Origin of the sequence: Shewanella sp. ANA-3 (assembly GCF_000203935.1) — a bacterium.
In the GTDB taxonomy this organism is placed as follows: Bacteria; Pseudomonadota; Gammaproteobacteria; order Enterobacterales; family Shewanellaceae; genus Shewanella.
In genome coordinates this window covers 3,248,862-3,273,956 of record NC_008577.1, presented here as the reverse complement: position 1 = coordinate 3,273,956, position 25,095 = coordinate 3,248,862, and the positions used below count along the sequence as shown (strand labels likewise).

27 protein-coding genes are annotated in these 25,095 nt (G+C 46.3%); 14 read left to right on the top strand and 13 right to left on the bottom strand.

The genetic code is table 11. The features are described from left to right. Position 1 precedes the first annotated feature (1 nt). Positions 2-595 (bottom strand): LysE family translocator, encoded by a 594-nt coding sequence (locus SHEWANA3_RS14425; RefSeq protein ID WP_011717623.1) that lies wholly within the window; start codon positions 593-595, stop codon positions 2-4. A 315-nt stretch (positions 596-910) separates the two neighbouring features. Here SHEWANA3_RS14425 and SHEWANA3_RS14420 point away from each other — a divergent pair, with 315 nt between their 5' ends. Further along, positions 911-1,513 carry a DUF4136 domain-containing protein gene (locus SHEWANA3_RS14420; protein WP_011717622.1) on the top strand — a complete coding sequence of 201 codons (603 nt, stop codon included), beginning with the start codon at positions 911-913 and terminating at the stop codon, positions 1,511-1,513. Positions 1,514-1,816: 303 nt separating this feature from the next. Beyond that, positions 1,817-2,215, top strand: a complete 399-nt coding sequence (locus tag SHEWANA3_RS14415) for a VOC family protein (protein WP_011717621.1) — start codon at positions 1,817-1,819, stop codon at positions 2,213-2,215. 125 nt (positions 2,216-2,340) lie between these two features. On the opposite strand, the gene SHEWANA3_RS14410 is transcribed toward SHEWANA3_RS14415, so the two are convergent. Together SHEWANA3_RS14410 and SHEWANA3_RS14405 are read right to left on the bottom strand one after the other, a co-directional pair. Further along, positions 2,341-2,913 carry a hypothetical protein gene (locus SHEWANA3_RS14410; RefSeq protein ID WP_011717620.1) on the bottom strand — a complete coding sequence of 191 codons (573 nt, stop codon included), beginning with the start codon at positions 2,911-2,913 and terminating at the stop codon, positions 2,341-2,343. 252 nt (positions 2,914-3,165) lie between these two features. Beyond that, the gene (locus tag SHEWANA3_RS14405) at positions 3,166-3,990 is read right to left on the bottom strand and encodes a DUF2797 domain-containing protein (protein ID WP_011717619.1); all 825 of its coding nucleotides are present in this window, start codon (positions 3,988-3,990) and stop codon (positions 3,166-3,168) included. A 245-nt stretch (positions 3,991-4,235) separates the two neighbouring features. Here SHEWANA3_RS14405 and SHEWANA3_RS14400 point away from each other — a divergent pair, with 245 nt between their 5' ends. After that, positions 4,236-5,396, top strand: a complete 1,161-nt coding sequence (locus tag SHEWANA3_RS14400) for an alpha/beta hydrolase-fold protein (protein ID WP_011717618.1) — start codon at positions 4,236-4,238, stop codon at positions 5,394-5,396. Between the two features lie 95 nt (positions 5,397-5,491). After that, positions 5,492-6,379: a DMT family transporter gene (locus tag SHEWANA3_RS14395; protein ID WP_011717617.1), complete on the top strand. Its 888-nt coding sequence runs from the start codon at positions 5,492-5,494 to the stop codon at positions 6,377-6,379. 60 nt (positions 6,380-6,439) lie between these two features. Here SHEWANA3_RS14395 and SHEWANA3_RS14390 read toward each other — a convergent pair whose 3' ends face one another. Then, complete coding sequence (locus tag SHEWANA3_RS14390; protein WP_011717616.1) at positions 6,440-6,940, bottom strand: ACT domain-containing protein; 501 nt, start codon at positions 6,938-6,940, stop codon at positions 6,440-6,442. A 199-nt stretch (positions 6,941-7,139) separates the two neighbouring features. On the opposite strand from SHEWANA3_RS14390, the gene SHEWANA3_RS14385 reads away from it, so the two are divergent. The 5 genes from SHEWANA3_RS14385 to SHEWANA3_RS23930 all read left to right on the top strand — a co-directional run bounded on the left by SHEWANA3_RS14385 (position 7,140) and on the right by SHEWANA3_RS23930 (position 13,047). Then, positions 7,140-9,398 (top strand): ABC transporter permease subunit, encoded by a 2,259-nt coding sequence (locus SHEWANA3_RS14385; RefSeq protein ID WP_011717615.1) that lies wholly within the window; start codon positions 7,140-7,142, stop codon positions 9,396-9,398. Positions 9,399-9,457: 59 nt separating this feature from the next. Beyond that, complete coding sequence (pstA, locus tag SHEWANA3_RS14380) at positions 9,458-11,116, top strand: phosphate ABC transporter permease PstA (protein ID WP_011717614.1); 1,659 nt, start codon at positions 9,458-9,460, stop codon at positions 11,114-11,116. Positions 11,117-11,149: 33 nt separating this feature from the next. Further along, on the top strand, positions 11,150-11,968 hold the full coding sequence (gene pstB / locus SHEWANA3_RS14375; RefSeq protein ID WP_011623310.1) for a phosphate ABC transporter ATP-binding protein PstB: 819 nt from the start codon (positions 11,150-11,152) through the stop codon (positions 11,966-11,968). Between the two features lie 127 nt (positions 11,969-12,095). Continuing rightward, the gene (gene phoU / locus SHEWANA3_RS14370) at positions 12,096-12,806 is read left to right on the top strand and encodes a phosphate signaling complex protein PhoU (protein WP_011623309.1); all 711 of its coding nucleotides are present in this window, start codon (positions 12,096-12,098) and stop codon (positions 12,804-12,806) included. 118 nt (positions 12,807-12,924) lie between these two features. Continuing rightward, positions 12,925-13,047, top strand: coding sequence for a hypothetical protein (locus tag SHEWANA3_RS23930; protein ID WP_279587665.1), 123 nt, complete (start codon positions 12,925-12,927; stop codon positions 13,045-13,047). A 169-nt stretch (positions 13,048-13,216) separates the two neighbouring features. Here the strand turns inward: SHEWANA3_RS23930 and SHEWANA3_RS14365 are convergent, their stop codons facing one another. From SHEWANA3_RS14365 to SHEWANA3_RS14335, 8 genes are all read right to left on the bottom strand, one after another. Then, the gene (locus SHEWANA3_RS14365) at positions 13,217-13,813 is read right to left on the bottom strand and encodes a hypothetical protein (protein ID WP_166485337.1); all 597 of its coding nucleotides are present in this window, start codon (positions 13,811-13,813) and stop codon (positions 13,217-13,219) included. Then, positions 13,749-14,276: a hypothetical protein gene (locus SHEWANA3_RS14360; protein WP_041412680.1), complete on the bottom strand. Its 528-nt coding sequence runs from the start codon at positions 14,274-14,276 to the stop codon at positions 13,749-13,751. The genes SHEWANA3_RS14365 and SHEWANA3_RS14360 overlap by 65 nt, the downstream gene beginning before the upstream one ends. 88 nt (positions 14,277-14,364) lie before the next feature. Beyond that, the gene (locus tag SHEWANA3_RS14355) at positions 14,365-14,814 is read right to left on the bottom strand and encodes a hypothetical protein (RefSeq protein WP_011717611.1); all 450 of its coding nucleotides are present in this window, start codon (positions 14,812-14,814) and stop codon (positions 14,365-14,367) included. A 90-nt stretch (positions 14,815-14,904) separates the two neighbouring features. After that, positions 14,905-15,318: a hypothetical protein gene (locus SHEWANA3_RS23805; RefSeq protein ID WP_244096565.1), complete on the bottom strand. Its 414-nt coding sequence runs from the start codon at positions 15,316-15,318 to the stop codon at positions 14,905-14,907. After that, entirely contained in the window at positions 15,281-16,672 is a 1,392-nt protein-coding gene (locus SHEWANA3_RS14350; protein ID WP_011717609.1) for a hypothetical protein, read from the bottom strand. Before SHEWANA3_RS14350 ends, SHEWANA3_RS23805 begins: the two co-directional genes overlap by 38 nt. Positions 16,673-16,811: 139 nt before the next feature. Then, positions 16,812-17,537 carry a hypothetical protein gene (locus SHEWANA3_RS14345; RefSeq protein WP_011717608.1) on the bottom strand — a complete coding sequence of 242 codons (726 nt, stop codon included), beginning with the start codon at positions 17,535-17,537 and terminating at the stop codon, positions 16,812-16,814. A 151-nt stretch (positions 17,538-17,688) separates the two neighbouring features. Continuing rightward, positions 17,689-18,123: a GNAT family N-acetyltransferase gene (locus SHEWANA3_RS14340; RefSeq protein ID WP_011717607.1), complete on the bottom strand. Its 435-nt coding sequence runs from the start codon at positions 18,121-18,123 to the stop codon at positions 17,689-17,691. Between the two features lie 756 nt (positions 18,124-18,879). Further along, positions 18,880-19,809 (bottom strand): DMT family transporter, encoded by a 930-nt coding sequence (locus tag SHEWANA3_RS14335; RefSeq protein WP_011717606.1) that lies wholly within the window; start codon positions 19,807-19,809, stop codon positions 18,880-18,882. A 93-nt stretch (positions 19,810-19,902) separates the two neighbouring features. On the opposite strand from SHEWANA3_RS14335, the gene SHEWANA3_RS14330 reads away from it, so the two are divergent. Continuing rightward, positions 19,903-20,790 (top strand): LysR family transcriptional regulator, encoded by an 888-nt coding sequence (locus tag SHEWANA3_RS14330; protein WP_011717605.1) that lies wholly within the window; start codon positions 19,903-19,905, stop codon positions 20,788-20,790. A 52-nt stretch (positions 20,791-20,842) separates the two neighbouring features. On the opposite strand, the gene SHEWANA3_RS14325 is transcribed toward SHEWANA3_RS14330, so the two are convergent. Then, on the bottom strand, positions 20,843-21,238 hold the full coding sequence (locus tag SHEWANA3_RS14325) for a VOC family protein (protein WP_011717604.1): 396 nt from the start codon (positions 21,236-21,238) through the stop codon (positions 20,843-20,845). Between the two features lie 155 nt (positions 21,239-21,393). Here SHEWANA3_RS14325 and SHEWANA3_RS14320 point away from each other — a divergent pair, with 155 nt between their 5' ends. From SHEWANA3_RS14320 to SHEWANA3_RS14310, 4 genes are all read left to right on the top strand, one after another. After that, the gene (locus SHEWANA3_RS14320) at positions 21,394-21,999 is read left to right on the top strand and encodes a DUF502 domain-containing protein (protein ID WP_011717603.1); all 606 of its coding nucleotides are present in this window, start codon (positions 21,394-21,396) and stop codon (positions 21,997-21,999) included. A 91-nt stretch (positions 22,000-22,090) separates the two neighbouring features. Next, on the top strand, positions 22,091-22,237 hold the full coding sequence (locus tag SHEWANA3_RS23625; protein ID WP_166485357.1) for a hypothetical protein: 147 nt from the start codon (positions 22,091-22,093) through the stop codon (positions 22,235-22,237). Positions 22,238-22,652: 415 nt separating this feature from the next. Then, the gene (locus tag SHEWANA3_RS14315; RefSeq protein WP_011717602.1) at positions 22,653-24,629 is read left to right on the top strand and encodes a BCCT family transporter; all 1,977 of its coding nucleotides are present in this window, start codon (positions 22,653-22,655) and stop codon (positions 24,627-24,629) included. 88 nt (positions 24,630-24,717) lie between these two features. Further along, positions 24,718-25,080, top strand: a complete 363-nt coding sequence (locus SHEWANA3_RS14310; RefSeq protein ID WP_011717601.1) for a YajD family HNH nuclease — start codon at positions 24,718-24,720, stop codon at positions 25,078-25,080. The last annotated feature ends 15 nt before the right edge of the window (positions 25,081-25,095 follow it).

Genomic DNA, 25,095 nt, shown 5'->3' with positions numbered 1-25,095 from the left:
ATTAGGGGGCGATCATAGGGATGATAGACGCCACAAGCAAGATGGCCATAGTGATATTAAAGATCTTCTGCTGGCGCTCGTTTTTCAAAATTCGTTTAAGCGCCACACCAAATCCAAGCCACACTACGGCGCAGGGAAAGGCCACACATAAAAATACTGTGGCAATAGTGACCACTTGCGGCGTGAGATCCTGTTGCACCGAGGTAAAAGTGGCAATTGCGCCCACGGCCATAATCCAGCCTTTAGGGTTAACCCATTGAAATGCGGCGGCCTGCAGAAAGCTAAAGGGTTTAGCTATACTCTTGCCCTCCATCTTGCTACTGCTGTTGGCAATCAGCCAAGACAGGTACAGGAGATACACAATCCCAATGATTTTAATCACTTGGTGGATAATCGGGTAGGCTTGAAATAGGGCACTTAAGCCTAGGCCGATGGCGAGGATCATAGTGGGAAAGCCAAGGCTAATCCCCATCAGATGCGGAATACTGCGTTTAACACCAAAGTTGACCCCAGAGGTCATCAGCATAATGTTGTTAGGCCCAGGAGTGATCCCTGATGAGAAGGCAAACAACGCGATAGCGAGTATTAACTCCATAGATCTATTTCACACCTTTTGTTGTCGTTGTTGGCATTGTGATAAGGGCATATTCCCTCAATTTTTGCGCCGTGACTATGCAAGTTGCAGTCGCTCGGCGAGGCATTCTAGCGGGTAAATTGAGCCGCGCCTATACGCCCTGCGGGCATAATAAAGTAACAAATCATAACGAATTGGGAAGCCATAAATGCCTGAGTGCAATTTAGCCACAAGGCTTGTCGAGAGCGATGATTTAACACTATGATGCATATCGACTTTCAGTCTTGGAAATAGCAACTATCCTTAAGCTGTAAAAATCGCAATAAGGGAATAAGTATGTATTTACCACAAACTATTGGGCGTTTATTGACGCTATTAACCATAGGTTTTGCCGCGCTGACGGCCTGTGTGAGTGTGGATGATTCGCAGGCGCTGCGAACCACAATTGTGACTTCGGGGGATTTGAGCCTATTACCGCCGAGCGCCATGACCTACAGTTGGCACCCAACACTCCAGAAAATCTTTGTCGACAGTCGATTAGACAAACAACAAGTCCAACAACATATGCAAGATACGCTGAAAAAAGTGCTACTGACGAAAGGGTATCGCTGGGTCGAAGATCCGCAGCTGGCGGACTTTCAAGTCGGGTTTGGCGTCGCCATGGGCACACAAATGTCGGACGAGCAGATTCTCGCCGCCGCAGGTTTAGTGCCGGGTTTATCGAACCAAGGTGTTGACCCTAAAAAGTACGATAAAGGCTCAGTGCTGATTAGCTTTTTTAAACCGACGGGTATCGCGGGGCAACCCACGGAAATGGTCTGGCGAGTCCTTGCCCAAGGCTTTGCCAACATTAAAAATATAGATGAAGTTAAGGCCCGCTTCGATGGTTTAATCGATGAAATGTTGTTATCGCTGCCCGCCACCCATGCGGTGCAATAGCGCGGTTATCCCAGCTCGGTTGCAAACTGACTCTTATAAACAGATAGCTAAAAACAGATAGTTATAAACAGATAGCTATAAAGAGAAGGTTATAAACTGACAGACTTAAGGCTGAAAGCTTAAGATCACTGTCATAAGGTATCCTCATAAGGCGAGTAAGATACTCGCCTTATGCTCTTGTGGGAATATAGGTTTAGGATGCCGCAATGATTGACTAGACTGTTCTCTGAGCTATTTACAGTTACAGGTATTTTTACAGGACAGGATGTGACGTCCGCAGAGGATTTTTAAAGGGAGATTATGATGGCACAAAGTATCTTTGTTAATTTAGCGGTTGAAAGTGTTCAACAATCACGGGCTTTTTACGCTGGCATAGGATTTGGTATTAATGAGCAATACAGCAATGAGCAGGCCGCTTGCGTGGTAATTGCCGACAATATTTATGTGATGTTGCTGGCGAAGCCTTTTTTCGCGGGCTTTACCGATAAGGCGATTGCCGATGCCCGCACCACGACAGAAGTGCTCAATTGTCTAGACTGCGACAGTCGGGAGCGTGTCGATCACTTGGTCAAGCTTGCCGAACAGCATGGCGGCAAAGCCTATCGTCAAGCGCAGGATCAAGGATTTATGTACGGCCATGCCTTTGAAGATCCCGATGGACATATCTGGGAACTTGTTCATATGGTTGCGCAACCAAGTTAGAGCAAAGCCTCTGTTCGATTGCTTCAATCTCATCTACATCAGGCTTATCCAAGAATGGCGAGCGTTGCGTAGGGCTTATGCTTTACACAACGCCGCTATTCCTAATCAAGCTAGCTTAAGCTGGCTTATTTTCTTGCCTTATTCTCTTGATTAGCTACATGAGTTTCGAGAAATTCCTTCAGAAAATCAAAATTATCCATATTTATTTCCCTGTTCGTGAACGACACTTGGCCGGAAATCTGGACAAAGTTGATCGTCAAGCGGCGTGTGCCTCTATATTTAAAGTATTTTGTACTGGCAATCTCATCCAATGGGACAAACTGTTGTTTCATATCAAAAAGATGAAACTCGGCATCGTAGAGATTAAATATAAGGCCTTCTTGATAGATATCGATGTAATAACCATCAGGTCCAGCTTCAGCTAATCTAAGCTGTTCATCTTTAGCGGCTTTGCTCAATCTTATCGTTTCAGAAATGATCATGAAGGCGAAGAAAAATGCCACCACAACGGCTAAAACGACAACAATTGTAAATCCTATATCCCATGGTTCTGTCGATAGCGATGCGGTCAGTTCCTTCCAAGGACCGCTTGCTATTATCAACGGGATTATTAAGAGCAACATTATCCCAGATTGCTTACTACGTAATTCTTGTTGGAATGCACAGCGACGGATAAAATTTTGAGGTCCTTGTTTCATAAAATATATTCCATATAGAGATTTTTACCTTGGAAAAGGTGAGCGCCATTTTATCCATGTGGGATGCTGGGAGTGGGTGCGGCTGAGTGATTGCAAGATAAGGGTGATCACAATGCTTTAGGTATGAGTATATCGAGGTTCAACCTAAGCGATTTAGAGGCTTCACTACTGTCATCTAACGGTTTAGCAATAAGTGTGCTGACTGCCATAGCAGCGCTCAACACACTAATTTGACAGGAATTTTAACTTATATTAGTCAGCTAACGCTACGCTGACTTCATAGGCGGTGAATTTGCGAATATTAATCACGCCCGTATCGAAGATCAGATACTGACCTTTAATCCCCTGTAAAATCCCGCTTACCATCTCATTTTTATCGAAGTTGTGGGAAGTGATCTTCTTCGGAAAGGTGTCGATGGGATAGTGAATCGACTGAATCGTTTCATCTAAACGTTCGATGCTGTAATCGCCTTTTTGCATGCCGATTTCGTGTAACTTAGCCTCAATTTGCGGGATCAGTTCCGCAGCCTTAGCATTTAAATCGATATCATCGGCGTGGCCCTTAAGCATGGTTTGCCAGTGGGTTTTATCGTTGATGAGTTTGGCTAACTCCACTTCCACTAAACCCGAGATTTGTCGTGTGGACACTTTAAAAATCGGTAACCCTTGAGTCGCACCCTGATCTATCCAGCGAGTAGGCAATTGGGTGTGGCGAGTGATACCGACCTTGATGCCCGAAGTATTGGATAGATAAACATAATGCGGCACAAAACAATGGCTTTGCGCCCACTCTGGCTCGCGGCAAGTACCTTGGTCAAAGTGACAGGTTTCGGGCTTCATAATGCACATATCGCAGCTGGCGAGCTTTTGCATGCACACAAAGCAATGGCCTTGCGAATAGCTTTTTTTGGTCTTTTTGCCGCAGTTACAGCAGAAGATGTTACCTGTGTGGGTCAGGGTCAGCGGCTTGCCAATTAAGGGATTCAGTGGCAGCAAGTCGTCGCCAACAACCAGTTGATACTGTACTTGTTGCGCCTCATCTAAGTGTGCGCGCAGCTTTTTTAGCGTTCCTAACATAGGTGTTCCTAGTTTTTTATGGTGTCACTGGAGTTGGTAAGACATCCCAGCGCACTTATGCATTCGTCATTGCGTGGTGTGCAGTATACAAGATTATCCCGCCGAGTTTAGATAGGAATTCTCGATTGAGAGCCTAAGTGTCATTTGTGGCTAATCAGGGCTTTCTGGTGGCGTAATTATGTTAATAAATTGATTGTCTTGATAAAAACCAGTAACTTAGCAGCCGTTGTTCATGGAGGTTAACGATGCGGATTGTATTAGGGCTGATTTTTTTCTTGTCAATGCAGGTGATGGCGCAGGCAGACAAGATGCAGATCCATTCTGAAATATTGAATGATGATATTAACTTACAAATCAAACTCCCCGATACCTATGGTCATTCCAGCGATTTTCGTTATCCCGTTTTAGTTGTCTTGGATGGCTCAACACAATTTGAGCATATTGCCGCGAATGTCGGCTTTTTAAGTAGCTATGCCATTATCCCTGAACTGATTGTCGTGGGTGTCAGCTCGAATAATCGCTTAAAGTCGTTTACGCCGACCCAATTAGAACAGTTCAAAGACCGAAGTGGTGGAGCAGAGAACTACAGGCAGTTTTTAGAAACAGAACTACTCAGCAGTTTGGGCCAGAAATATCGCATTGCCGATTACCACATACTGTCGGGACACTCTATGGCTGGGCTATTCAGCAGTTATGTGGCTCTGACGCCTGACACTCGGTTTAATGCGGCGATATCCATCAGCCCGAGCCTTTGGTGGGACAATAATTGGCTCGTACAGGAGTCCGCTAAGCTAGCCGTTGCCAAACGGACAAAACCCATGCGCTGGTTTTTGAGTATCGCCAGTGAACCCAATGAGATGGCCAGCGCCTTTGCAGTCCAAATCACCCAATTGCAAAATACCTTGGGAAATAGCCCGTCAGTGAAGCCTCCTTCAACCCAAATGTTGCAATGGTTTGATAAACGCTTCCCCGAAGAAACCCATGACAGCACCCCGCTTATCGGCAATGTTGCGGCATTAAAGACGCTGTTTGCGGGCTGGAATGCGGTGCCCGAAATCGCGGTGATGCCGCTAAAGGCATTAAAGCAGTTCTATCACCAGCAAACGGCGGTCTTCGGCTATGAGTTTCCGCTCTCTGCCCAGCAGTACAATGTCTATGGTCTCAAGGCCAGCTATGAGCAAAAAACGGCGTGGGGTGTGGAGATTTTACTGGAAGGGACAAAGGTGTTTCCTATGTCTGAGGTGCTCTGGGATAGCTTAGCAACCGCCTACGATCTTGATGGTCAAACCGCCCTTGCGATCGATGCTTCCAACAAAGCGGTGCTGTTGGCAAAGCAATCAGACTCAGTGTTTTTAAATGAAATCTTGAGTCAGGCCAAAAGTCTACAAGGCAAGACTCTCCAGTAGCGCACGGTTTAAACTCTAACAGTATCGCAACATATTTGGACAAGCGCTCAGCATCTGGGTAATCTTGTCATCCTTTAAATCATTGAGACCGTATCTTGCCTGCCAATTTTTTACTCTTGCTTGCCGCCGCTATTTGGGGCTTTGGTTTTGTCGCCCAAACCTTAGGGATGGAGCATTTATCGCCCTTTGCATTCAACGGGCTACGTTTCTTAATTGGTACTGTGTCACTCGTTCCTCTGGTGTGGTACTTGGCTCGGCAAGGCAAAATTCATCTCGGTACACCCAAAGACTTTGCTATGGGGTGCGGGGTGGTGGGCGGACTGTTATTCGCTGGCGCATCGCTACAACAGGTGGGGCTGCTTTATACCACGGCGGCTAATGCGGGTTTTATCACTGGGCTTTATATCGTGTTAGTGCCGATATTGGGGCTAGCGCTGAAACATGCTACCGGCGCCAATACCTGGCTGGGCTGCGGTATCGCCGTGGTAGGACTGTATTTTTTAAGCATTAAAGAAGGCTTTCACCTCGGTTATGGCGATACGCTGCAATTGATTGGCGCACTATTTTGGGCGATGCATATTTTGGCAGTGGATCATTTTGCCAAGCGAATTTCGCCAGTGTTACTCGCCATGATGCAATTTTTGGTGTGCGGCGTATTAAGCCTGCTGGTGTCGGCGGCCATTGAGGTGACGACTGTCGATAAGGTGATTGCAGCCTGGGGCTCACTGGCCTACGCGGGGCTGATTTCAGTCGGTATTGCCTACACTTTACAGGTGCTGGCGCAAAAGCATGCTCATCCTGCGCACGCGGCGATTATTTTAAGTCTAGAAACCGTGTTTGCGGCCATCGGCGGTATTCTGTTCCTTGGTGAGAGTCTAGGGCTGCGCGCCTTATTCGGTTGCGGCCTAATGTTGCTGGGTATGTTGATTTCCCAAGTGCCGCTGCGATATTTGATTAAGTCTCGGCACCAGAAAGTCAGTTAGCTCACCATAAAAAATGCCGCAGGTTTTGCCCGCGGCGTTTTTTGTTAAAGGTGTTGAAGGTTAACGACTGAGTTTATCCAGCACTAAGTCATCACCGAGTGCGTAAAGGGATTGCACCAGTTGTTCCTCTTGGGCGAGGTCGGTTAAGCCTAAGCCAATGGTGGCGCGAAACAGGGCAATGCCGGTATGGCCTGCGGTCTCAAACTGGCTGCTAAACTGCTCGATATTGATACCTAGTGCGGTGATGCGATTGGAAATATCCAGCACTAATCCGGGTCTGTCGTAGGACACTAGGCTGTAGGTTAGCCGCTTAACGGGTTTGAGGGCGACCGAGGTTTTTGAGTAGGTGAGGGTGAGGCCGTCGATGCATTCCAAGGCTTCAATCAGCTCGTCCATTTTCAGCGAAGGCACCTCGAGTAACAATATGGCGGCAAAAATCCCGTCGATATGGCGCAGCTCTGAGTCTAACCAGTTGCCGCCATGGCGACTCACGGCGTGGGCGATTTGCTCGACTAATCCTTTTCTATCAGGTGCTTGAAGCGTGATTAAATATCGTAGCATGGCGACTGACTCCTATTTTTTGTAAAAGGCACCTGTTTTAAAATCGGGTGTAACACAACTGTCATCTTTGCGTCATATAATTCAACGCACTTAGAATGAAGGGTGTTGTTATTGCTCGGTTTATGCTCAAACAGTGTAAGCATAGCATTTCGCAATTCCTAGCGAAAAAACTCACAGGCTTTAATAATAGAGGTTCTTAATGGAAAGTCAGGTCATTCAACCTGGTTCTGCGCCGCAAAGTATGCTGAAAGGCGGACGTTCAAGTCGCAGGGCATTTAAGGATAAAGCGGCTCAAATTGGGGTCACGATTGGCGGCACTATGGTGTTTGTCGCCTTATTGTTGATCTTCTTCTATTTGCTGTACGTGATTAAACCCATTTTCGACAGCGCGGATGTGACTCCGGTAAAAAGCGTGAGTTATCAACATGCTGAAGTCGCGACCCTGATGGTCGGCGCCGACGAGCAAAATGAGGTCATGTATCGCGTGGCCGCCGATGGCCAAGTGGATTTCTACACTGTTGCCGATGGCAGCTTACTCTCCAGTTTTACACCGCCATTACCTGCGGGTGTGAGCGTCACCAGCGCCGCGATTGCCGCGCCGAGTGAGCAACGCTTCGCACTGGGGTTAAGTAACGGTCAAGCCTTAATCGTGGGAATCGAATTTGGCTTAAGTTATCCTAACAACAAGCGCCTTATTACCCCAAAACTGCGTTACAGCGCGGGTGAAGCGCCGATCACTATCGATGAGTCGGGCAGCGCTATCCATCATTTAGCCTTTAGTTACAGCAACGATAAAATCAGCTTCGCCTACCAAGATGACAATGGTGCTTGGCGTTTAAGCCGTCTCGAAGGTCAAGAAAACATGATGACCGAAGAGGTGGAATGGACGACCACGGGCGCACTGTTACCTGATGCACCTAAAAAAGTTGCACACCAATTGATGACACCGGATCAACGCCAATTGATGCTGCAAATGGGCAACAAGGTGTTTATCTACAATATCCGTGATGTTGAAAGCCTAGACTTAATGCAGGTTATTGATGCGGAAAAGGAAAAGTCCAAGGTTAACAACATTGCCTTACTCGCCGGTGCCAGCTCGATTCTGGTGAGCTATGACTCTGGTGTGGTGACCCAGTACTTCCAAGTGAATGGTCCAAAGGGCCGTTTATACAAAGAGATCCGTGAGTTTACCGACTTAGCGCCAGTAGCCTCGATTGCCTCTGAGTTCTACCGTAAAAGCTTTGCCGTGGTGAGCCCAGAGGGTGAGTTATCACTCCTGTACACCACCAGTGAGCGCGAACTGTTTGATGAAAAGTTTGACCTTAAAAACCCAGGCGTGATCGGCTTTAGCCCTCGTTCGAACGGCCTAGTGGTCGAAGCGAACAAGCAACTGAATATCTTCCACGTGGAAAACTCGCACCCAGAAGTGTCTTGGAGCGCGCTGTGGAATAAGGTGTGGTACGAAGGTTATCCAGAGCCAAAGTTTGTGTGGCAATCCACCTCGGGTAGCGATGACTTTGAAGCCAAGCTCAGCTTAATGCCATTGGCCTATGGCACCATGAAGGCGGCGTTCTACGCCATGCTGTTTGCCGTGCCATTAGCGATTGCGGGCGCCATCTATACCGCTTACTTTATGTCGCCAAAGGTGCGCGGCATTGTTAAGCCAACGATTGAAATCATGGAAGCCTTACCGACGGTTATCTTAGGTTTCCTCGCTGGACTTTGGTTAGCACCGCTGATTGAAGAGCACTTGCCGGGCATCTTAGTGCTGCTGGTACTGCTGCCGACGGCGATTCTGGTGTCGGCTTACTCTTGGAGCAAATTACCCGGTACTTGGAAACAGCGTTTACCTGAAGTCTATCAGGAGCTGATGCTCATTCCGGTTATCTGCTTTGTGGGTTGGTTCTCCTTTGCCATTAGCCCGATGATCGAAGTGGCGCTGTTCGATGGTAACACTCGTCAATTTATCACTAACGAATTAGGCATCACCTTCGACCAACGTAACGCGCTGGTAGTGGGTATCGCCATGGGCTTTGCGGTTATTCCAACGATTTTCTCGATTGCAGAAGACGCGATTTTCTCTGTGCCACGCCATTTATCCAACGGCAGTTTGGCGCTGGGCGCGACGCCTTGGCAAACCCTGACACGTGTAGTGCTGTTGACCGCAAGCCCAGGGATTTTCTCAGCGGTGATGATGGGTCTTGGTCGCGCTGTGGGTGAAACCATGATCGTACTGATGGCAACGGGTAACACCGCCATCATGGAATGGAGCGTGTTTGAAGGTATGCGTACGCTGGCGGCTAACATCGCGGTGGAAATGCCTGAGTCGGCGATTGGCAGCTCGCACTACCGTGTGCTGTTCCTCGCGGCCTTCGTTCTGTTCGTATTTACCTTCTTCTTTAACACGATTGCCGAAGTGGTAAGACAGCGTCTGCGTGACCGCTATAGCTCGCTGTAATGGAGATAAGATAATGATACTAAATACTATTTCGCCAATGACCTTGAGAGGTTTGTGCAATGGGTAAGTGGGTAAAATCAGGCTCGCCATGGATTTGGATGACAGGTGGCGCGGTGAGCATCAGTTTGATTGCAGTATTAGGCCTGTTACTGCTCATTGCATGGCGCGGATTAAGCTACTTTTGGCCTGCAACGATTTATCAATGGGAACTCGAAGATAACACAGGCGCACGTTCAACCTTAATCGGTGAGATTTACGATAGGGAAGAAGTGCCAACCGAACGCTTAACCGCCGCGGGCCATGTGTTTAAACAGCCACCCGGTGAGTTTGTGACGCGTTACTTAGTGAAAACCGGTAACCGTGAGTTTGTGGGCTTAGATTTCCGCTGGATTTTAGCAACAGACATTATCAGCCGTAGCGAGCCTGCCGATGTGGCCATGCTCGAGCGTGCTAAAAACGGTAACTTTTATGGCTATCCTGTAGCCGTGATTGAAAACGGTAAACGCTTAGAGCTGAAAAACGATGCGCTTGAATCCTCCTTAATGGAGCATATCGACCGTGCCGTTGCTTTGTCTGACAAAGCGTTATCACTGCAAAAGCAAGATATTGGTGCGATTAACTACAAGATTGAAAAACTGCGTTTAAAAGAGCGCCGTTACGAGTTAGATGGTGAGTTGACCGATAGCCGTAAGCAGGAGTTAGCTGCGGCGAAAGTGGCGCTCGAACAAGACTATAAACTGCTTGAAAAAGAGCTGTTTGCCCTGCGTGATGAAGCGGCGCGTGACTCCGTTATCGTGCGTGATATGCGTGGTGTTGAGGTCGAGCTTAAGCTGGATTCGGTTCTCGATGTCACCTACGTCAACCACTTAGGTTTGATGGGTAAAATCGGTAAATGGTTTGTGGGACTAGGCCGCTTTGTCAGCGACGACCCACGCGAAGCCAACACCGAGGGCGGCGTGTTCCCTGCGATTTTCGGTACCGTGTTTATGGTGCTGTTGATGGCGATTATCGTGACGCCATTCGGGGTGATTGCTGCGATTTACCTACATGAATATGCCAAAAAAGGCCCAATCACTAAGATGATCCGCATTGCGGTAATCAACTTAGCGGGTGTGCCATCGATTGTGTACGGGGTGTTTGGTTTAGGGTTCTTCGTATACATGATGGGCGGCTCGATTGACCAACTGTTTTACGCCGAAGCCTTACCATCACCGACCTTTGGTTCGCCAGGGGTGATTTGGTCGGCATTAACCTTAGCGATTCTGACCCTGCCAGTGGTGATTGTATCGACCGAAGAAGGCTTAAGCCGTATTCCTAGCGCGGTGCGTCAAGGCAGTTTGGCTCTGGGCGCGACCAAGGCCGAAACCCTGTGGCGGATTGTGATCCCAATGGCAAGCCCTGCGATCATGACGGGCCTGATTTTAGCCGTGGCCCGCGCTGCGGGTGAGGTGGCACCGTTAATGCTGGTGGGTGTAGTGAAATTAGCACCGACATTGCCACTGGACTTAAACTTCCCGTTCGTGCATTTAGAACGTAAATTCATGCACTTAGGGTTCCATATTTATGATGTGGGCTTCCAGAGTCCTAACGTTGAAGCGGCACGTCCTCTGGTATACGCCACCTCCTTCTTGCTGGTAACAGTGATTGTGGCACTGAACTTAACCGCGATTAGTGTGCGTAACCACTTACGTGAAAAATATCGTTCGCTTGAGCATTAATCAGCGATTATCCTGAAAGTATTAGGACTGAATATGATTTCTATAGATTCGACAGCCATGAAAACCAACAACTTTGACTTAGCAAACTTGAGCCAGAACGATACCGCGCTGGAGATCCGCAACTTAGACCTGCGCTATGGCGACAAACAAGCGCTGTTTAATGTGTCGATGAAGATCCCAAAGAAGCAAGTTACGGCGTTTATCGGCCCCAGCGGCTGTGGTAAATCCACCCTATTGCGCTGCATTAACCGCATGAACGATCTGGTCGACAATTGCCATATCGACGGCGAGATTTTGCTGCACGGTCAAAATATTTATGACAAAAAAATCGATGTTGCCGCCCTGCGCCGCAACGTAGGTATGGTGTTCCAGCGTCCTAATCCATTCCCTAAGTCGATTTACGAAAACGTGGTTTATGGTCTGCGTTTGCAGGGCATTAACAACCGCCGTGAACTCGACGAAGCGGCCGAGCGTTCGCTACGCGGCGCGGCGATTTGGGATGAAGTGAAAGACCGTCTGCATGATAACGCCTTTGGCTTATCCGGTGGTCAGCAGCAACGTCTGGTGATTGCCCGTGCGATTGCCATCGAGCCAGAAGTATTACTGCTCGACGAACCCACTTCGGCCCTCGACCCGATTTCAACCTTAACCATCGAAGAGTTGATCACTGAGCTTAAGACTAAGTACACAGTGGTTATCGTTACCCACAACATGCAACAGGCGGCGCGGGTGTCGGATCAAACAGCCTTTATGTATATGGGCGAATTGGTGGAATACGCTGATACCAACACCATCTTCACCACACCGAAAAAACGTAAGACCGAAGATTACATTACTGGCCGTTACGGTTAATCACCTTGCCTTTGGCAGTGGTGATGTGAGCGATAAGCGATTAACGAAATAAGCCACCGCCTAGAACTGAGTTAAGCATTGCAAACTCCATCTAGGCGTTGATACAGTTGAGTAAAAGGTTGGCCAAATGGAAAATATGAATTTAAACAAACATATCTCTGGGCAATTTAACGCCGAGTTAGATGATATCCGTAACCGCGTACTCGCCATGGGTGGCTTGGTTGAGCGTCAGTTAGAGCAAGCCATCGACGCCTTAAGCACCTTAGATGCCGAATTAGCGCAAAAGGTGATCACCGGCGATCACAAAGTGAATGGCATGGAAGTCTCGATTGACGAAGAATGCACCCGCATTATCGCCAAACGCCAACCGGCAGCGAGCGACTTACGGCTAATTATCGCGATTTCAAAATCGATTGCCGATCTTGAGCGTATCGGTGATGCCTGTGTGCGTATCGCCAAGGCTGCATTAGATAAGCGTTTGAATAATCAGCAGCCATTATTAGTCAGCATTGAAAACATGGGCCGCCATGCGATTCGTATGCTGCACGCAACGCTCGATGCCTTAGCCCGTATGGATGCCGATTCGGCGTTGGAGCTTCACAAAGAAGATGCCAAGCTCGACCGTGAATACGAAGGCATTATCCGTCAATTAATGACCTACATGATGGAAGACCCACGCTCAATCCCCGATGTATTAGACGTACTCTGGGCTGCCCGTGCGGTTGAGCGTGTCGGCGATCGTTGTAAAAATATCTGCGAATACATTATTTACTACGTAAAAGGTAAAGACGTTCGCCATACTTCCTACGAAGATATGGAAAAGGATTTAAAGGACTAAACGCCTTTTATCACACGGCTTTATCCGCAAACGCTCTGCCTAACCGCAGAGCGTTTTTGTTTTGTGTTTAACTGGTTGATGGCCATAGACGGTAAGAAGTTTGGCGAGGTTCTTTGTTATGACGATGGCCGAGCCATGGTATTTGCTCAACGACACGCAGCAAGTCCTTCCTTGGATGCTCGACCGCCCCGTCCATAGGGCGGACGGTCGTCTCGCTAATCACCATGGCTCACCTGTTTAGCATTGTCACAGCCTGTAGACTTCAACACGCTTTGGGACAAAAATGAGTTAGGTTATTAACTCTAACTCGTCATTTTCGGATAAAAATCTCTATGGGTTAACGTTGGAGGTAACGTGCTGCCGGAGCTGCGAAGCAGCTTTGGGCTGTCACGTTGACCGAAAGGTGATGCCTAATCTTCATCTTCTATGACCATAATTAGTGCTTTCTGTTTTTCTTTAAACACTAAGCAGCTATCAAACGTTGAATTCGTTGCCGGATCATAAGAGCCAGCCCAGTTATTTTTGTGCATGTCTTTTGTGTTGGTAAAGAAGCATGCGGGCTCACTTAACCGAGCCATAATTGCATTCCAAAATGACTCCGCTTTTTGCACTTGCATCAAATCGATTCCGTGAGCCATGTCATGCGTCAGCAGATAGCAAAACAGTTCCTTAGCCTCTGCTTCTGTGATTTGATGCAAATGCATTGAAGAATTCAATGCATGAACTGCCAACTGGTTAGGTAGCCAATTGACCTCGTTTTCTGGGGCTGAGGAATGGACTTCGAACAGCCGTACATAGCCACAGTCGCGCTCGGTATCAATACTTGATTTAAGGTCGGCAAGTGTCATGGGCGTATTAGGCATAACGATTAAGCTAACGGGCAGGCAAACGCGTAGCGTTTGACTGTCCAGCGAACGCAGTGAGCGGCAGTTGAGCGCATTGTTAGAGTGCCTCACATTGCTCAATGAATTTCTTGATTTCCCCAAGATGAACAGCGCATAGGTCACAAATAGAGTTCTGCTGGCTTTGGGTTGAGAGATAAAAGCTGCCAGAGCTAAAATTGAGATTTATTGGCTCGCCCGGTGCAGGTGGAATATAAGGCTCGCCTTGACTCCTGAAGCGAAGTATTACATTGCTACCTGGCGGCGGGATGTAACCGTCGTGTGCTGGCTTCACAGGCTTTAGATGCGTTGACTGATTTCTCAGGCCGCCGTCGTGGCTTGAACTATAAAAAACAGGATGAAGGCTTCTGAATTCTTTTATTTTTGAAACTAGTAATGCATTTGATTTTAAGTGTTCGGTGACGCTGTAGCAGGCATTGAGGAAGGCGCTTAAAAGGTACGAAAACTCCTGCTCCGCGCTCCTATTTTTTGTGAGCGCACTCCGTTTAATCTCGACTGTATCCATGAGATCCAAGTAGAAACTGGCCTCGTCAAATTTTTCTTTGGCGTTCTGCACGGTACTTTCCATGTGCCCTCTAACGCCCCAATCAGGGGCTGATAATAGCTTGCTAAAATAGTGAAGCGAAACGGAACCGAGCAAGCTGTTATCAGTCCCGTTACTGTATTGGCTTGTTAAGTTCACGTTGCGATTTATATACACCTATTAATGCTAAACCAAAGATTATATAAAACCCTTTTATAGCTGAAAATTCAACGGCAACAGGTGCTTTATCCAAGTGACTATAAAGCACAGAACTAGAAAGCACTTCAACAATAGTAAGCATTATTGGGTAACCAATTAACGCTATAGCTGATAGTTTAGCAAGCTTATAATTCTGAGGCTTTTTGATAAACAAAGCTAATAAGAACAACGACAAAGATAGAATAATATTACTAAGCCATAAAATTAAAGCCGCTTTTTTAACTTGGTCCACACTAGCACCTTCAGCATGTGGGTAAACCTCTACAAGTTCTGGCAAATAGCTAGTAGGGTATATCAGGCCCCAAACAGGGTAAACAACCACTAATAATGCAGAAACTATTAAAACAAGCCTTATGATGAGCACGATTCCCTCCTATGAACTTAACGCCTCACTCACCGGAATTTTAGGAGCGAAGCGAGTAAAATTTCCGCGTGCAGTGGCTTGTTAGCACTATCAATCTGCACAGTAAATTATTGGTATCGCATTCATATCTCTAACAGCATGAGCAAATGATGAAATAATCCAGAGCAATTGAATAATGTGTCCCGGCACTGATTCACCACGTTGTATCTTAGAAAATTCAGTTGCCACAGAAGACTTTGATATAAAAGAACAACTTAGAATACATTTCCTGTGAAGTTTGTAATCTTTTAACAATCCATGAAGATAGTCTTCTGCTTGCGCTGGATCGCCTTTTCTAATTCTAGCAATACTAGTATTACAACCACTATTTGAGTATGTATCCGAGAACTTACCATTGATTCTTTCGAGCATCTGCTCTTTAGTAAAATACATATTTCCCAGATTTTTAATTCCTTGACCAACTACATCATGAAGGTTGCTTGCTGAAGTGCATGGTACTGCCATGCTTAGAATGGATGAAGCTTATATTAGATTCGGCACGGTTTAATGTAATGTGATCAGCCCATTCAATACCCAAATCATCACAGAATATATAGTCGTCGTTTTGATGTAAGCTCTCAACCACACCAAACATTGAGTTAACCTCAAACGCCGTAGTTGTATTAGTAAAACCACCTTTTTCGGAAGTTACTGTGGGCATTTCAAGTTTAGGGTGCATTATCTCTAAGATACTATTTATCTCAGAAATACCTGACGAGTCTTCAAAGCATGCCCCCATAAAGTACATGTATTTAGGGTCAGTGAATGTGACGCTATAGTAACCATTTTTCACGATAAATTTTTGTAAGGTTACTTCCTTTCCGTTTTCGATTACTCGAAACTTTGTCAATACCTTCGATGTCAATGTTAAGCTTTTTTCATTCTTTCTAAGGCGCGTGCAGTTTTCTCTTCCAACAACCTTACACTCTGGGTCAAGTTCATATACTTTTTCAAGGCCTGCAAAAAGCTTGTTCTTAATCCGAGAAGAAATAACTACATTTACACCTCCGGCTGTCTTATATCTTAAAGTCAGTCCGTCCCTTTCGATTCTTTCCTGTAACGGAGTACTTTCTACAAGAATTGCATTAGGTTCACATGCGTTTAGAACATCACTTAATTCTACTTTCTTAGCAAAAGAATCTAGGAAGTTATTATCATTCGAAGGGTTTTCAATAAGCTCAACTTGCTCCCTCACCCAAACAGCTATCTCATCGAGGGACTTTCTTTGAGAAGACTCAACTAATCGCCCAGTTCCAGAAATTGTTTTTGTGACAGCGCCTTGACGTAATTTTAAATAAAATGGAATTGACCTTCCTGCAGAGTGTGTCGAAAGAAGTCCCTTTAAGTCTGCAGCTTCATAAGACCTTGCTCTCATTGCTCTATCTGAAATAGTCATATTTCTTAAAGCGATTTTTTGAAACTCAACATCGTTATCGCCAAATGTACTTGTCAAATCTCTACTATCAACAAGGGTGAAATGCTCTTTTAATAACTCGGATATATTTGCACAACTTTTCTTAAAAATTGCCAAATAATTCTGATATTCGATCAATATAATAAATGCGTACACCCTATCTTCGAGCTCTTCGTTAATAAAATATACAGGTCTAACAGAGGGGAATACTCTAACTGAGCATTTATATTCTAACTCTGATTCATCAACTCTCTTATCAGCTCTGAAAAGGTCAACAACAAACTGAGCGTCCGTATCCATATTGTCGACTGCTGCACCGAGAATATCATTTATGATGGCATCATCAATTGTGTTTTTTGGTACATAGAATTGTGCATTTTTTGTGAGCTCTAATCTTTCAGGCATGCTCAGTACCTCCTTGTAGTGCTAACGCCTTGTTAAGGTGTGAGGCACGCGATACCAAAACATCCGCATACCACCTTAACCACTAAAACTAACGCATAGTAAAAATGCCACGCGTGCCGAATCACTCTTGAACAATTTGTTATGTTTCAATCTTTAATTCCACACGACTTAAATCACGTAATCGAACTATCGTACTTTCCATTTCTCTAGTTAAGCGTGAGAAATGGTCATCCCAATCTTCTTCGTCATGAGTTTGTTGTAATTCTCGGCGTAGATTTTCTATTTCTGTGCTAACGTCAGGGCTTATGTAAATAGCTTTAAGTTCAACAACTTTTAGCAGTTCAAGCATCGCATTGTCATACTTACCCTTAAGATCACGAGCGACATCTTGCCCCTCAGGATCCTTAGCCCATTCCTCGTAATCTTTTTTGTCCTTTTCCCACATTTCCTTGAAATGTGCTTCATGCTCTTTGTCATAGATTTGGAAATATGGGTGATATTTGTTTATAAACTCCCATTCTTCAAAGGCAATCACTTGATGATCAACGTATCGCTTTACATGAAATAACAACTCAAATATTGCTTCATATGCTTCTTGTTTTTTGACCCATATTTGTTGACTTACCCACGTCTTCTCACCGAGTTCTGCTTTGATACTTTCAACTAGAACTGTATTTTTACCTAACTGCTCTTGAAGAGTATTAAAATCTTCTTTTGTAGCAAAATTCTTACCTTTTTCTTTGATATATGAAGCAAAGAACCCACTAAGTCCTGTTACAATTGCTAGGATTAAATATACATACCAATCTAGCGTTTGTTTGAACTGCACATTACTCAAAACATCTACAAACTCTTGTAGTTCCATAATACCTCTTGAAACATAACGCCCGCCTAAGGGGCTGGCAACGCATTACCACCAAACTCAAACACAACAACTGCAACCACCGCAGCTCAATGGGACTGGAAACGCCACGCGTTGACAGTCCCTCTTGAGGCGTTTGTTATAAGCCCGAACCCTAGACTTCTGGGTTGCCCGAACTGTTGTGCGAAAACATACGGATTTCATCTCTCGGATACCAATCTAACTTGGTATAGAAATCCTGTGCCGTCACATTCTCAATCAACACAAACAAATGCGTCTTAGAAATGCCTATTCTTGATAGTGCATCTGTCGCTTTTTGAATTAAAGACTTACCAATCCCTTGGCCTCGGAAGTCAGATGAAACCGCCAGATGTTGTACGTAACCTCGCCTACCGTCTGTACCAACCAAAACAGCGCCAATCACAAGAGAATCTGAAACTGCGACAAAGCTTAAACCTTGATTTCTTTTCAAATAAGCTTCGATGTTTGGCCGAGAATCGGCATCTCTGAGGGATAAGTTTTCAGTAGTAGCCCATAAAGCAATCACTTCGTTGTAATCGGAAATATCCATTTCCCTAAATGTAACCACAATTTCTCCTTGGCTTATAACATTTTATTCGTGCGCATGCGCGTTTACCTCATTGGACCAGTGAAAACGCGCACGGTTAACTATCTGTATGCAAAGAACTTATCAGCTTTCTGCCAAATACACCATCTGGAAAAACGCGCATGCGCGTTTTCCAAACCTATTAACTAAAACTCAGCCACTATAGTTATTTGATTTTATAGAACTTTATTTGCTACAGATGGAATTAATGCGCACTGATATTGTCTTAAAATCACACCAACGTATCTAAATTTAAATATGACTGTATAGCCATACATTATTAGCCACTTCGCGGTAGGGCCAAACATAGGTAACTAGATAAGAATTTGTATGGCAACAAGAGTAGGTATTTTCGATTGAGATAACGAGCCGAAACACACTTTGGGGCAAAAGCTTTTAGCCAGATGAACAGTTCAATGGTCGTTAAGATTGTCATTGTTGCAACTGTGACCGTTGGCGGCATGGCCGCTCTTTCACATCCATGTGAACGCGGCATTTACACTTCCATGTGTTGCAGATGCCGCCGTCGAGCCCTCAGGGTTGAGTTTATGGCGTGTCACAGGGGAAACAATGACAATTCATCCAGCACATCTGACGACAAACTTATCTTACTTTGGGTCATAAGCTTTTTTGCGGTGGAGCAAATCAGCCCCAATAACTGAAATGACTTATCCTAGGCGCTATAGCGAATAATAAAGGCGAGAAGTTCCCGCCTTTATTACGTAATTTGAGGATTGGCTAGGATTCAGGGCACACTTTGGGCTCGCGTTTAAACCGAATAATTCGCGGTAGCAGTAAGCCTGCGATAACAACGATAATCCCTAACAGTTGCAACTCGGTAACGGCTTGGCCGAGCATAAACGAGGTTAATACGGAGAAGATGGGGACAAAGTTAAAAAACAGTGCTGCGTTGGCTGAGCCTAACTGACGCACGCCATTTAGCCACAATAAATAGCCTGCAACCGTACCAAATACGCCGATATAGACGACTTCGGCCATGCCTAGCGCCGTACTATTGAATAACTCAGCGAAGGGATGCACCTCTGGCGATGCCAAACATAAAGCGCCAATCACGGCAGCGCCACTCAACATGCCGATAAAGGTATAGGGGATTACTGGCATCCAGCGGCTGATACCTTGACTGAAATAGGTGTAAAAACTCCAGGCCAGCATCCCGCCAAATATTAATTTATCTCCGTGGTTTATCTGCATCGAGAAGAGGGTTTCAAGGTGCCCATTGGTGATCACCATCAGCACACCGGTGAGACTCACCAGCAGACTAAAACACTGGGCAAATGATGGCAGCGTACGCAGGGTAACACAGGCAATCAGTGACGTGATGAGCGGGCTAAGGGCCATGATTAATGAGCCGTTTGTCGCATTAGTTGACGCCAATCCCGTGAATAGACCCAGGTTTAGCCCGCCTATACCTACCGCGCTGACGAGGATAATCCACAGCCATTGATTGATGCTTAAGTGCAATTTCGGCATACGGACGAGCTTGAGGTAAATCGCGAGACAGACCGCGGCAATCACAAAGCGCCAGAACACTAAGGTCAAGGCATGCACTTCGCTTAACACTTGTTTGCCAATGGGAAAGCAACTCCCCCAAAAGAAGGTACAGATAATCAGCAGGATAACTGCTTTTATCGTTGGATCAGATTTCATCGCCACTCCAGATGACTTGTTAAATACTGAGCCTTAGTGTATTGATTTCAATAATTGGATAAACAAGCAAAAGTAAGACGGTAAATACCAATAATGAAACCTAACTATTCGTTGGACGATCTGCGCTGTTTTTGTGCTGTGGCACGTTCTGGCAGCTTTAAGGAGGCCGCCCAATCCTTAGGTATGCCGCTCTCAACCTTGAGCCGCCGTATCCGCCAGCTAGAGACCGATTTGCAATTAAGATTGCTTAATCGAGACGCCCACCGCGTCATCTTAACCAGCATCGGTGAGCAGTATTTTGAGCGCTCGGTAGCCCTGTTTGATGAACTCAATAATATTGACGAAGATTTGCATCGGGATAAGTACCAGCCACAGGGGAAAATCCGCATTTCCGCGCCCATCAACTCTGGCACTCATTTTCTGCGGTCGATTTTTTATGATTTTCTGCTGCAATATCCCGATATTCAGTTGGATTTGAGCTTTTCAAACTCGCTTATTGATATTGAAGCGGAAGGCATGGATGTGGCGTTTAGAGTGGGCAATCCTGTGGTGGAAAATTGGATTGCCAGACCGTTAAAGCATATTCACTTTATTTTGTGCTCTCACCCTGACTACGACATTTCGAGCATCACTACGCCAGACAAGTTATGCGGTCACCCAACCATTATTTGCCACCCTATGATTCCTTGGCAATTGGTGCATAAAACGACTGGCGAAGAGTTTGATTATCACCCGAACAAGGGCGTCAGGCTGGAGGTGGATGAACTCATGCTACTGACCCACGCCATCAAAACAGGGATAGGTATCGGATACGTGCCGGATTATTTTGCACTACCTATGATAGCGCAGGGGGAGGTGAATCATGTTCTCCCTGAATGGAGTAGCAAAGCCCGCACCTTGTCCATGTTATATCGGGACCGCGACCATCTCCCCATGCGGGTGCGGTTGTTTATCGAGTTTGTGAAATTGCACTTTAACTAGGGCTCGCGTTATTCCGCCAGCCAAGGAACACCGACATTTGAGCGCGTTGGGTTTATAGCGCGCAGGCGGGCAGATATTCGGATAATTCCAATAGATTCAAATCGGGGTCGCGGATATAGACGGAGTTGATGCGGCCTGTGGCGCCGGTGCGCAGTACTGGGCCTTCAATAATTGCAACTTCAAGGCTGTTTAAGTGGTTAATCACTTCTTCGATATTGTGGCTAACTACAAAGCAAAGATCGGCACTGCCTGGCGTGGCAAGGTTTGCCTTAGGTTCAAATTCGGCGCCCGCTTGGTGCAGATTGATTTTTTGATCGCCAAAATTTAAGGCGATACGGCCCTGACCAAAGACGGACTTTTTCATCCCTAACACGCGTTGATAAAAGTCGACGCTGGCCTCGATATCTTTCACGGTTAACACTAAATGGTCTAGACGGGTCACGCGCATATTCTTTCCCTCGATGCCGTAGCGGTTTGGTGTTCTCTGCGCCTTACCTTACATCAAGTGCTGGTGCAAAAGTGACTCTGTGGTAGCATTTAACGCGCTTTTTAGCGTAAATAATTTATGCCTTTTTTTATCCCATTGGATTTGATGAGATTGTAATGAAGAAAACCTTAGCCCGTGGCTTAATGAACCTGCTGCCGATGGCTTTAAGCCTGTGGTTGTTTTGGTCATTGTTTGTATCGTTAGATGGTTTAGGGATTTTTATTTTAGAGTTGGTAGGGATTAACCAACATTTTGTCGGCGCGGGCTTTATCTTAGTCGTGGCCATAGTGTTTGCCGTGGGCCTGTTGTTTTCGGTGAGTCCTATTGTGTGGCTCTATGGCTGGATTGAGCGTCAGCTGATGCGTTTCCCGCTGTTTAAATCTGTTTATGGCAGTATTCGTGATATCGCTTCCTTAATGAACCGTGAGGGCAAACCCAATACTCAGCAAACCGTGTTGGTTAAACAGGCTAATGGCGGGTTTGTGGTGGGCTTTATTATGACGGATACGCCGCCGCAGCCGTTGCTCGATGCCTTACCCGAAGGGGATTGGGTGCCTGTGTTATTCCAACTCAGTTACCAAATGGCGGGGGTGACGAGTCTCGTCAAACGTGAAGATTTGATTTTAGTGGATTGGTCTTTTGAAGAAGCGATGCGCTTTAATTTAACGGCGGGGATCTCACAAACGCCGGGCGCGGCAACAGTAAAAACTAAAGCTGAATAAGTGAGTTTTGATTTTTGCGTCAGTTTTTTGCGTCAAATAGAGACGTTTTTGTGATACAATCCGATGGCGGCTTAATAGGTCGCCATTTTTTATGCTGATCCAGCGACTGCTGTTTAGCATTATCTGTGTCTCTATTGAGTCAGTTTTCGACAGCATGTGGTCCCTGTTTGAAGACAATCCAGTAGAGCTTAAGCAAGGCCGAGTCGTTATTTGCTACTGGTTAACCGTTAGCAGTTAATCGCGCTTTGCATTCCTCATCCTCGATATCATGAATATCGAACCGCTTATATGCATTATGTCGCCATTGAGGTTGAACCCTGCGATTCGCTCGCATGGTGTCGATGCTCGCTGTCTTTGAGAGTCCGATAGGTTCTTAAAGCGCATTGCACTGCAGCGGTTTAGCTGTTTATCGAGCCAACTGTTTACCGCCTTTGCTATTCAGCAAAAGCGTCGAGCAAACGGGAAAGTGGGGAAGCGTTTTCAACATGAGTATGACATCACAAGGAATTGCCGACCGCGAGCCCTTGTCATGGATTATTTGTGCATATTTCATCCTGATCACATACTGCTGAGGCTAGAGTTATCTATTATTGAGCTATCTCTTCAAAATCGAAGGGATTTTAATAGGGAACTGGCTAGAACAAGGGAGTTTTATGTCTATCAAGTCGAGTATTAATCCACCGGTTTTTTATTCGTCGGTCTTTTTTATCACCTTAATGGTGATGATCTGCGCCATTTGGCCTACCGAGGCCAATCACTTTTTCAAATCCATGCAGTCTTGGCTAGAAGCGAAAGCAGGCTGGTTATATATCCTTGGCGTGGCGATTTTTCTGATTTTTATCATCTTTGTCATGGTCAGTCGCTTTGGCGATATTAAGCTTGGCCCCGACCATGCTGTGCCCGATTATAGCTATAAGAGCTGGATTGCCATGCTGTTTTCGGCGGGGATGGGGATTGGATTGATGTTCTTCGGCGTTGCCGAACCTGTGATGCATTACTTAGCGCCGCCCGATGCAACGCCTGAGAGTTTGGCCGCCGCCAAAGAAGCGATGAAGATTACGTTCTTCCATTGGGGCATACATGCATGGGCGATTTACGGGGTGGTTGCCCTGAGTTTGGCCTATTTTGCCTATCGGCATAAGCTGCCACTGTTACCCCGCAGCGCACTCTATCCCTTAATCGGTGAGCGTATTCATGGTCCGATTGGCCACTGCGTCGATACCTTTGCGGTATTGGGGACAATGTTTGGGGTCGCGACTTCCCTAGGGTTTGGAGTATTGCAGGTTAACTCGGGCCTAAGCTATTTATTCGAGCAACTGCCGAATAACACCACTGTGCAAGTGTCGCTGATTATTGGCATTACCTTACTCGCCACTCTGTCGGTATTTTCGGGGCTCGATAAAGGAGTGAAGCGCTTAAGTGAGCTTAACTTAGGCTTGGCCCTTATCCTGTTGCTGATTGTGCTAATCCTTGGCCCAACGGTGATGTTGCTGCAGGCCTTTGTGCAAAATACCGGCAGTTATCTCAGTGATATCGTTAATAAAACCTTTAATCTGTACGCCTATCAGCATAAGGAAGATTGGCTTGGCGGTTGGACGCTACTCTACTGGGGCTGGTGGATCTCTTGGTCACCTTTTGTCGGCACCTTTATTGCGCGGGTGAGTCGCGGCCGTACCATACGTGAGTTCTTAGTCGGCATTTTATTTGTGCCTTCGGCGCTGACCTTTTTATGGATGACGGTATTTGGTAACTCGGCCATCGACGCCATTATGAATCAAGGCGCGACCTACCTGAGCGAAGCGGTGAATACCAATGTGCCCGTGGCTCTGTTTGTGTTTTTTGAACATATGCCGTTCCCGCATCTGTTATCGGGCATTGGGATTTGTTTAGTGGTGACCTTTTTTGTGACCTCATCAGACTCGGGATCCTTAGTAATCGACAACCTGACCTCGGGGGGCGATAACAATGCGCCTGTCTGGCAACGGGTGTTTTGGGCATTGCTGCAGGGCGTGGTGGCCTCGGTATTGCTGCTTGCGGGGGGGTTACAGGCGCTCCAAACCGCCGCTATTGCCAGTGCGATGCCATTTTTATGTGTGATGCTGCTGATGTGTTTAGGGCTGTATAAGGCGCTGAAGGATGATTGGCTGAAAATCAACAGCGTGCAGCTCCATACCACCAGTGTGCAATATGCTAAGACCAATATCAGTTGGGAGGAGCGTATCGAAGTCTTAGTGTCGCATCCCACCGAAGATGAGGCGCGTATCTTCCTCAATAATGTCGCGACACCGGCGTTATCTAAGGTGTGTCAGCAATTTATGAGCAAGGGCCTGACGGCGGATCTTGAGTATCTCGACGGCAAAGTGCGATTGGTGATCAGTAACGAAGCCTATCAACCCTTCGTATACGGTGTGCGGATGCGCTGCTTTGAAATCGTTAATCCCGTCGGCGAAGAGTTAGAGCAAGGCAACAATTGGTATTATCGCGCCGAAGTGTACTTAGAGCAGGGCGGCCAGCACTATGACGTGATGGGCTATACCGAAGAGCAGTTATTGGCGGATGTGGTCACTCAATACGAGAAATACCTGCATTATTTGCACTTGTCCAATGCCGACCAAGGACATGTCGCCTAAACGCTTTGCGTGTCAGAAATATTGCCCCAAGGAATAACTCGGATTATCCTTGGGGCACTTTTTTAGGGGTCATCAGTTAGGTGTGAGCATGTCAGCAAATCCAGGCCAGAGTAAGTTAGATCAAGTCTTAGCCCAAGAGCGGGAATACCGTGCAAAGCGTGAGGGCGGTTACCGCGAGCAGGCGCTCAAATTGTATCCTTGGATCTGTGGCCGCTGTACCCGCGAATTTACCTCAAAAAACTTAAGCGAGTTGACGGTTCACCATAGAGATCACAACCACGATAACAACCCATCCGACGGCTCGAATTGGGAATTATTGTGCCTCTACTGCCACGATAATGAGCATTCACGCTTCGAAGAACTGATCCGCTACGGCAGCACCACCGAAACCAAGCAAGCGGCCGCGACCTATAATCCCTTTGCCGATTTAAAGGCGATGATGAAAAAGTAGTGATAAAAGTAAAAA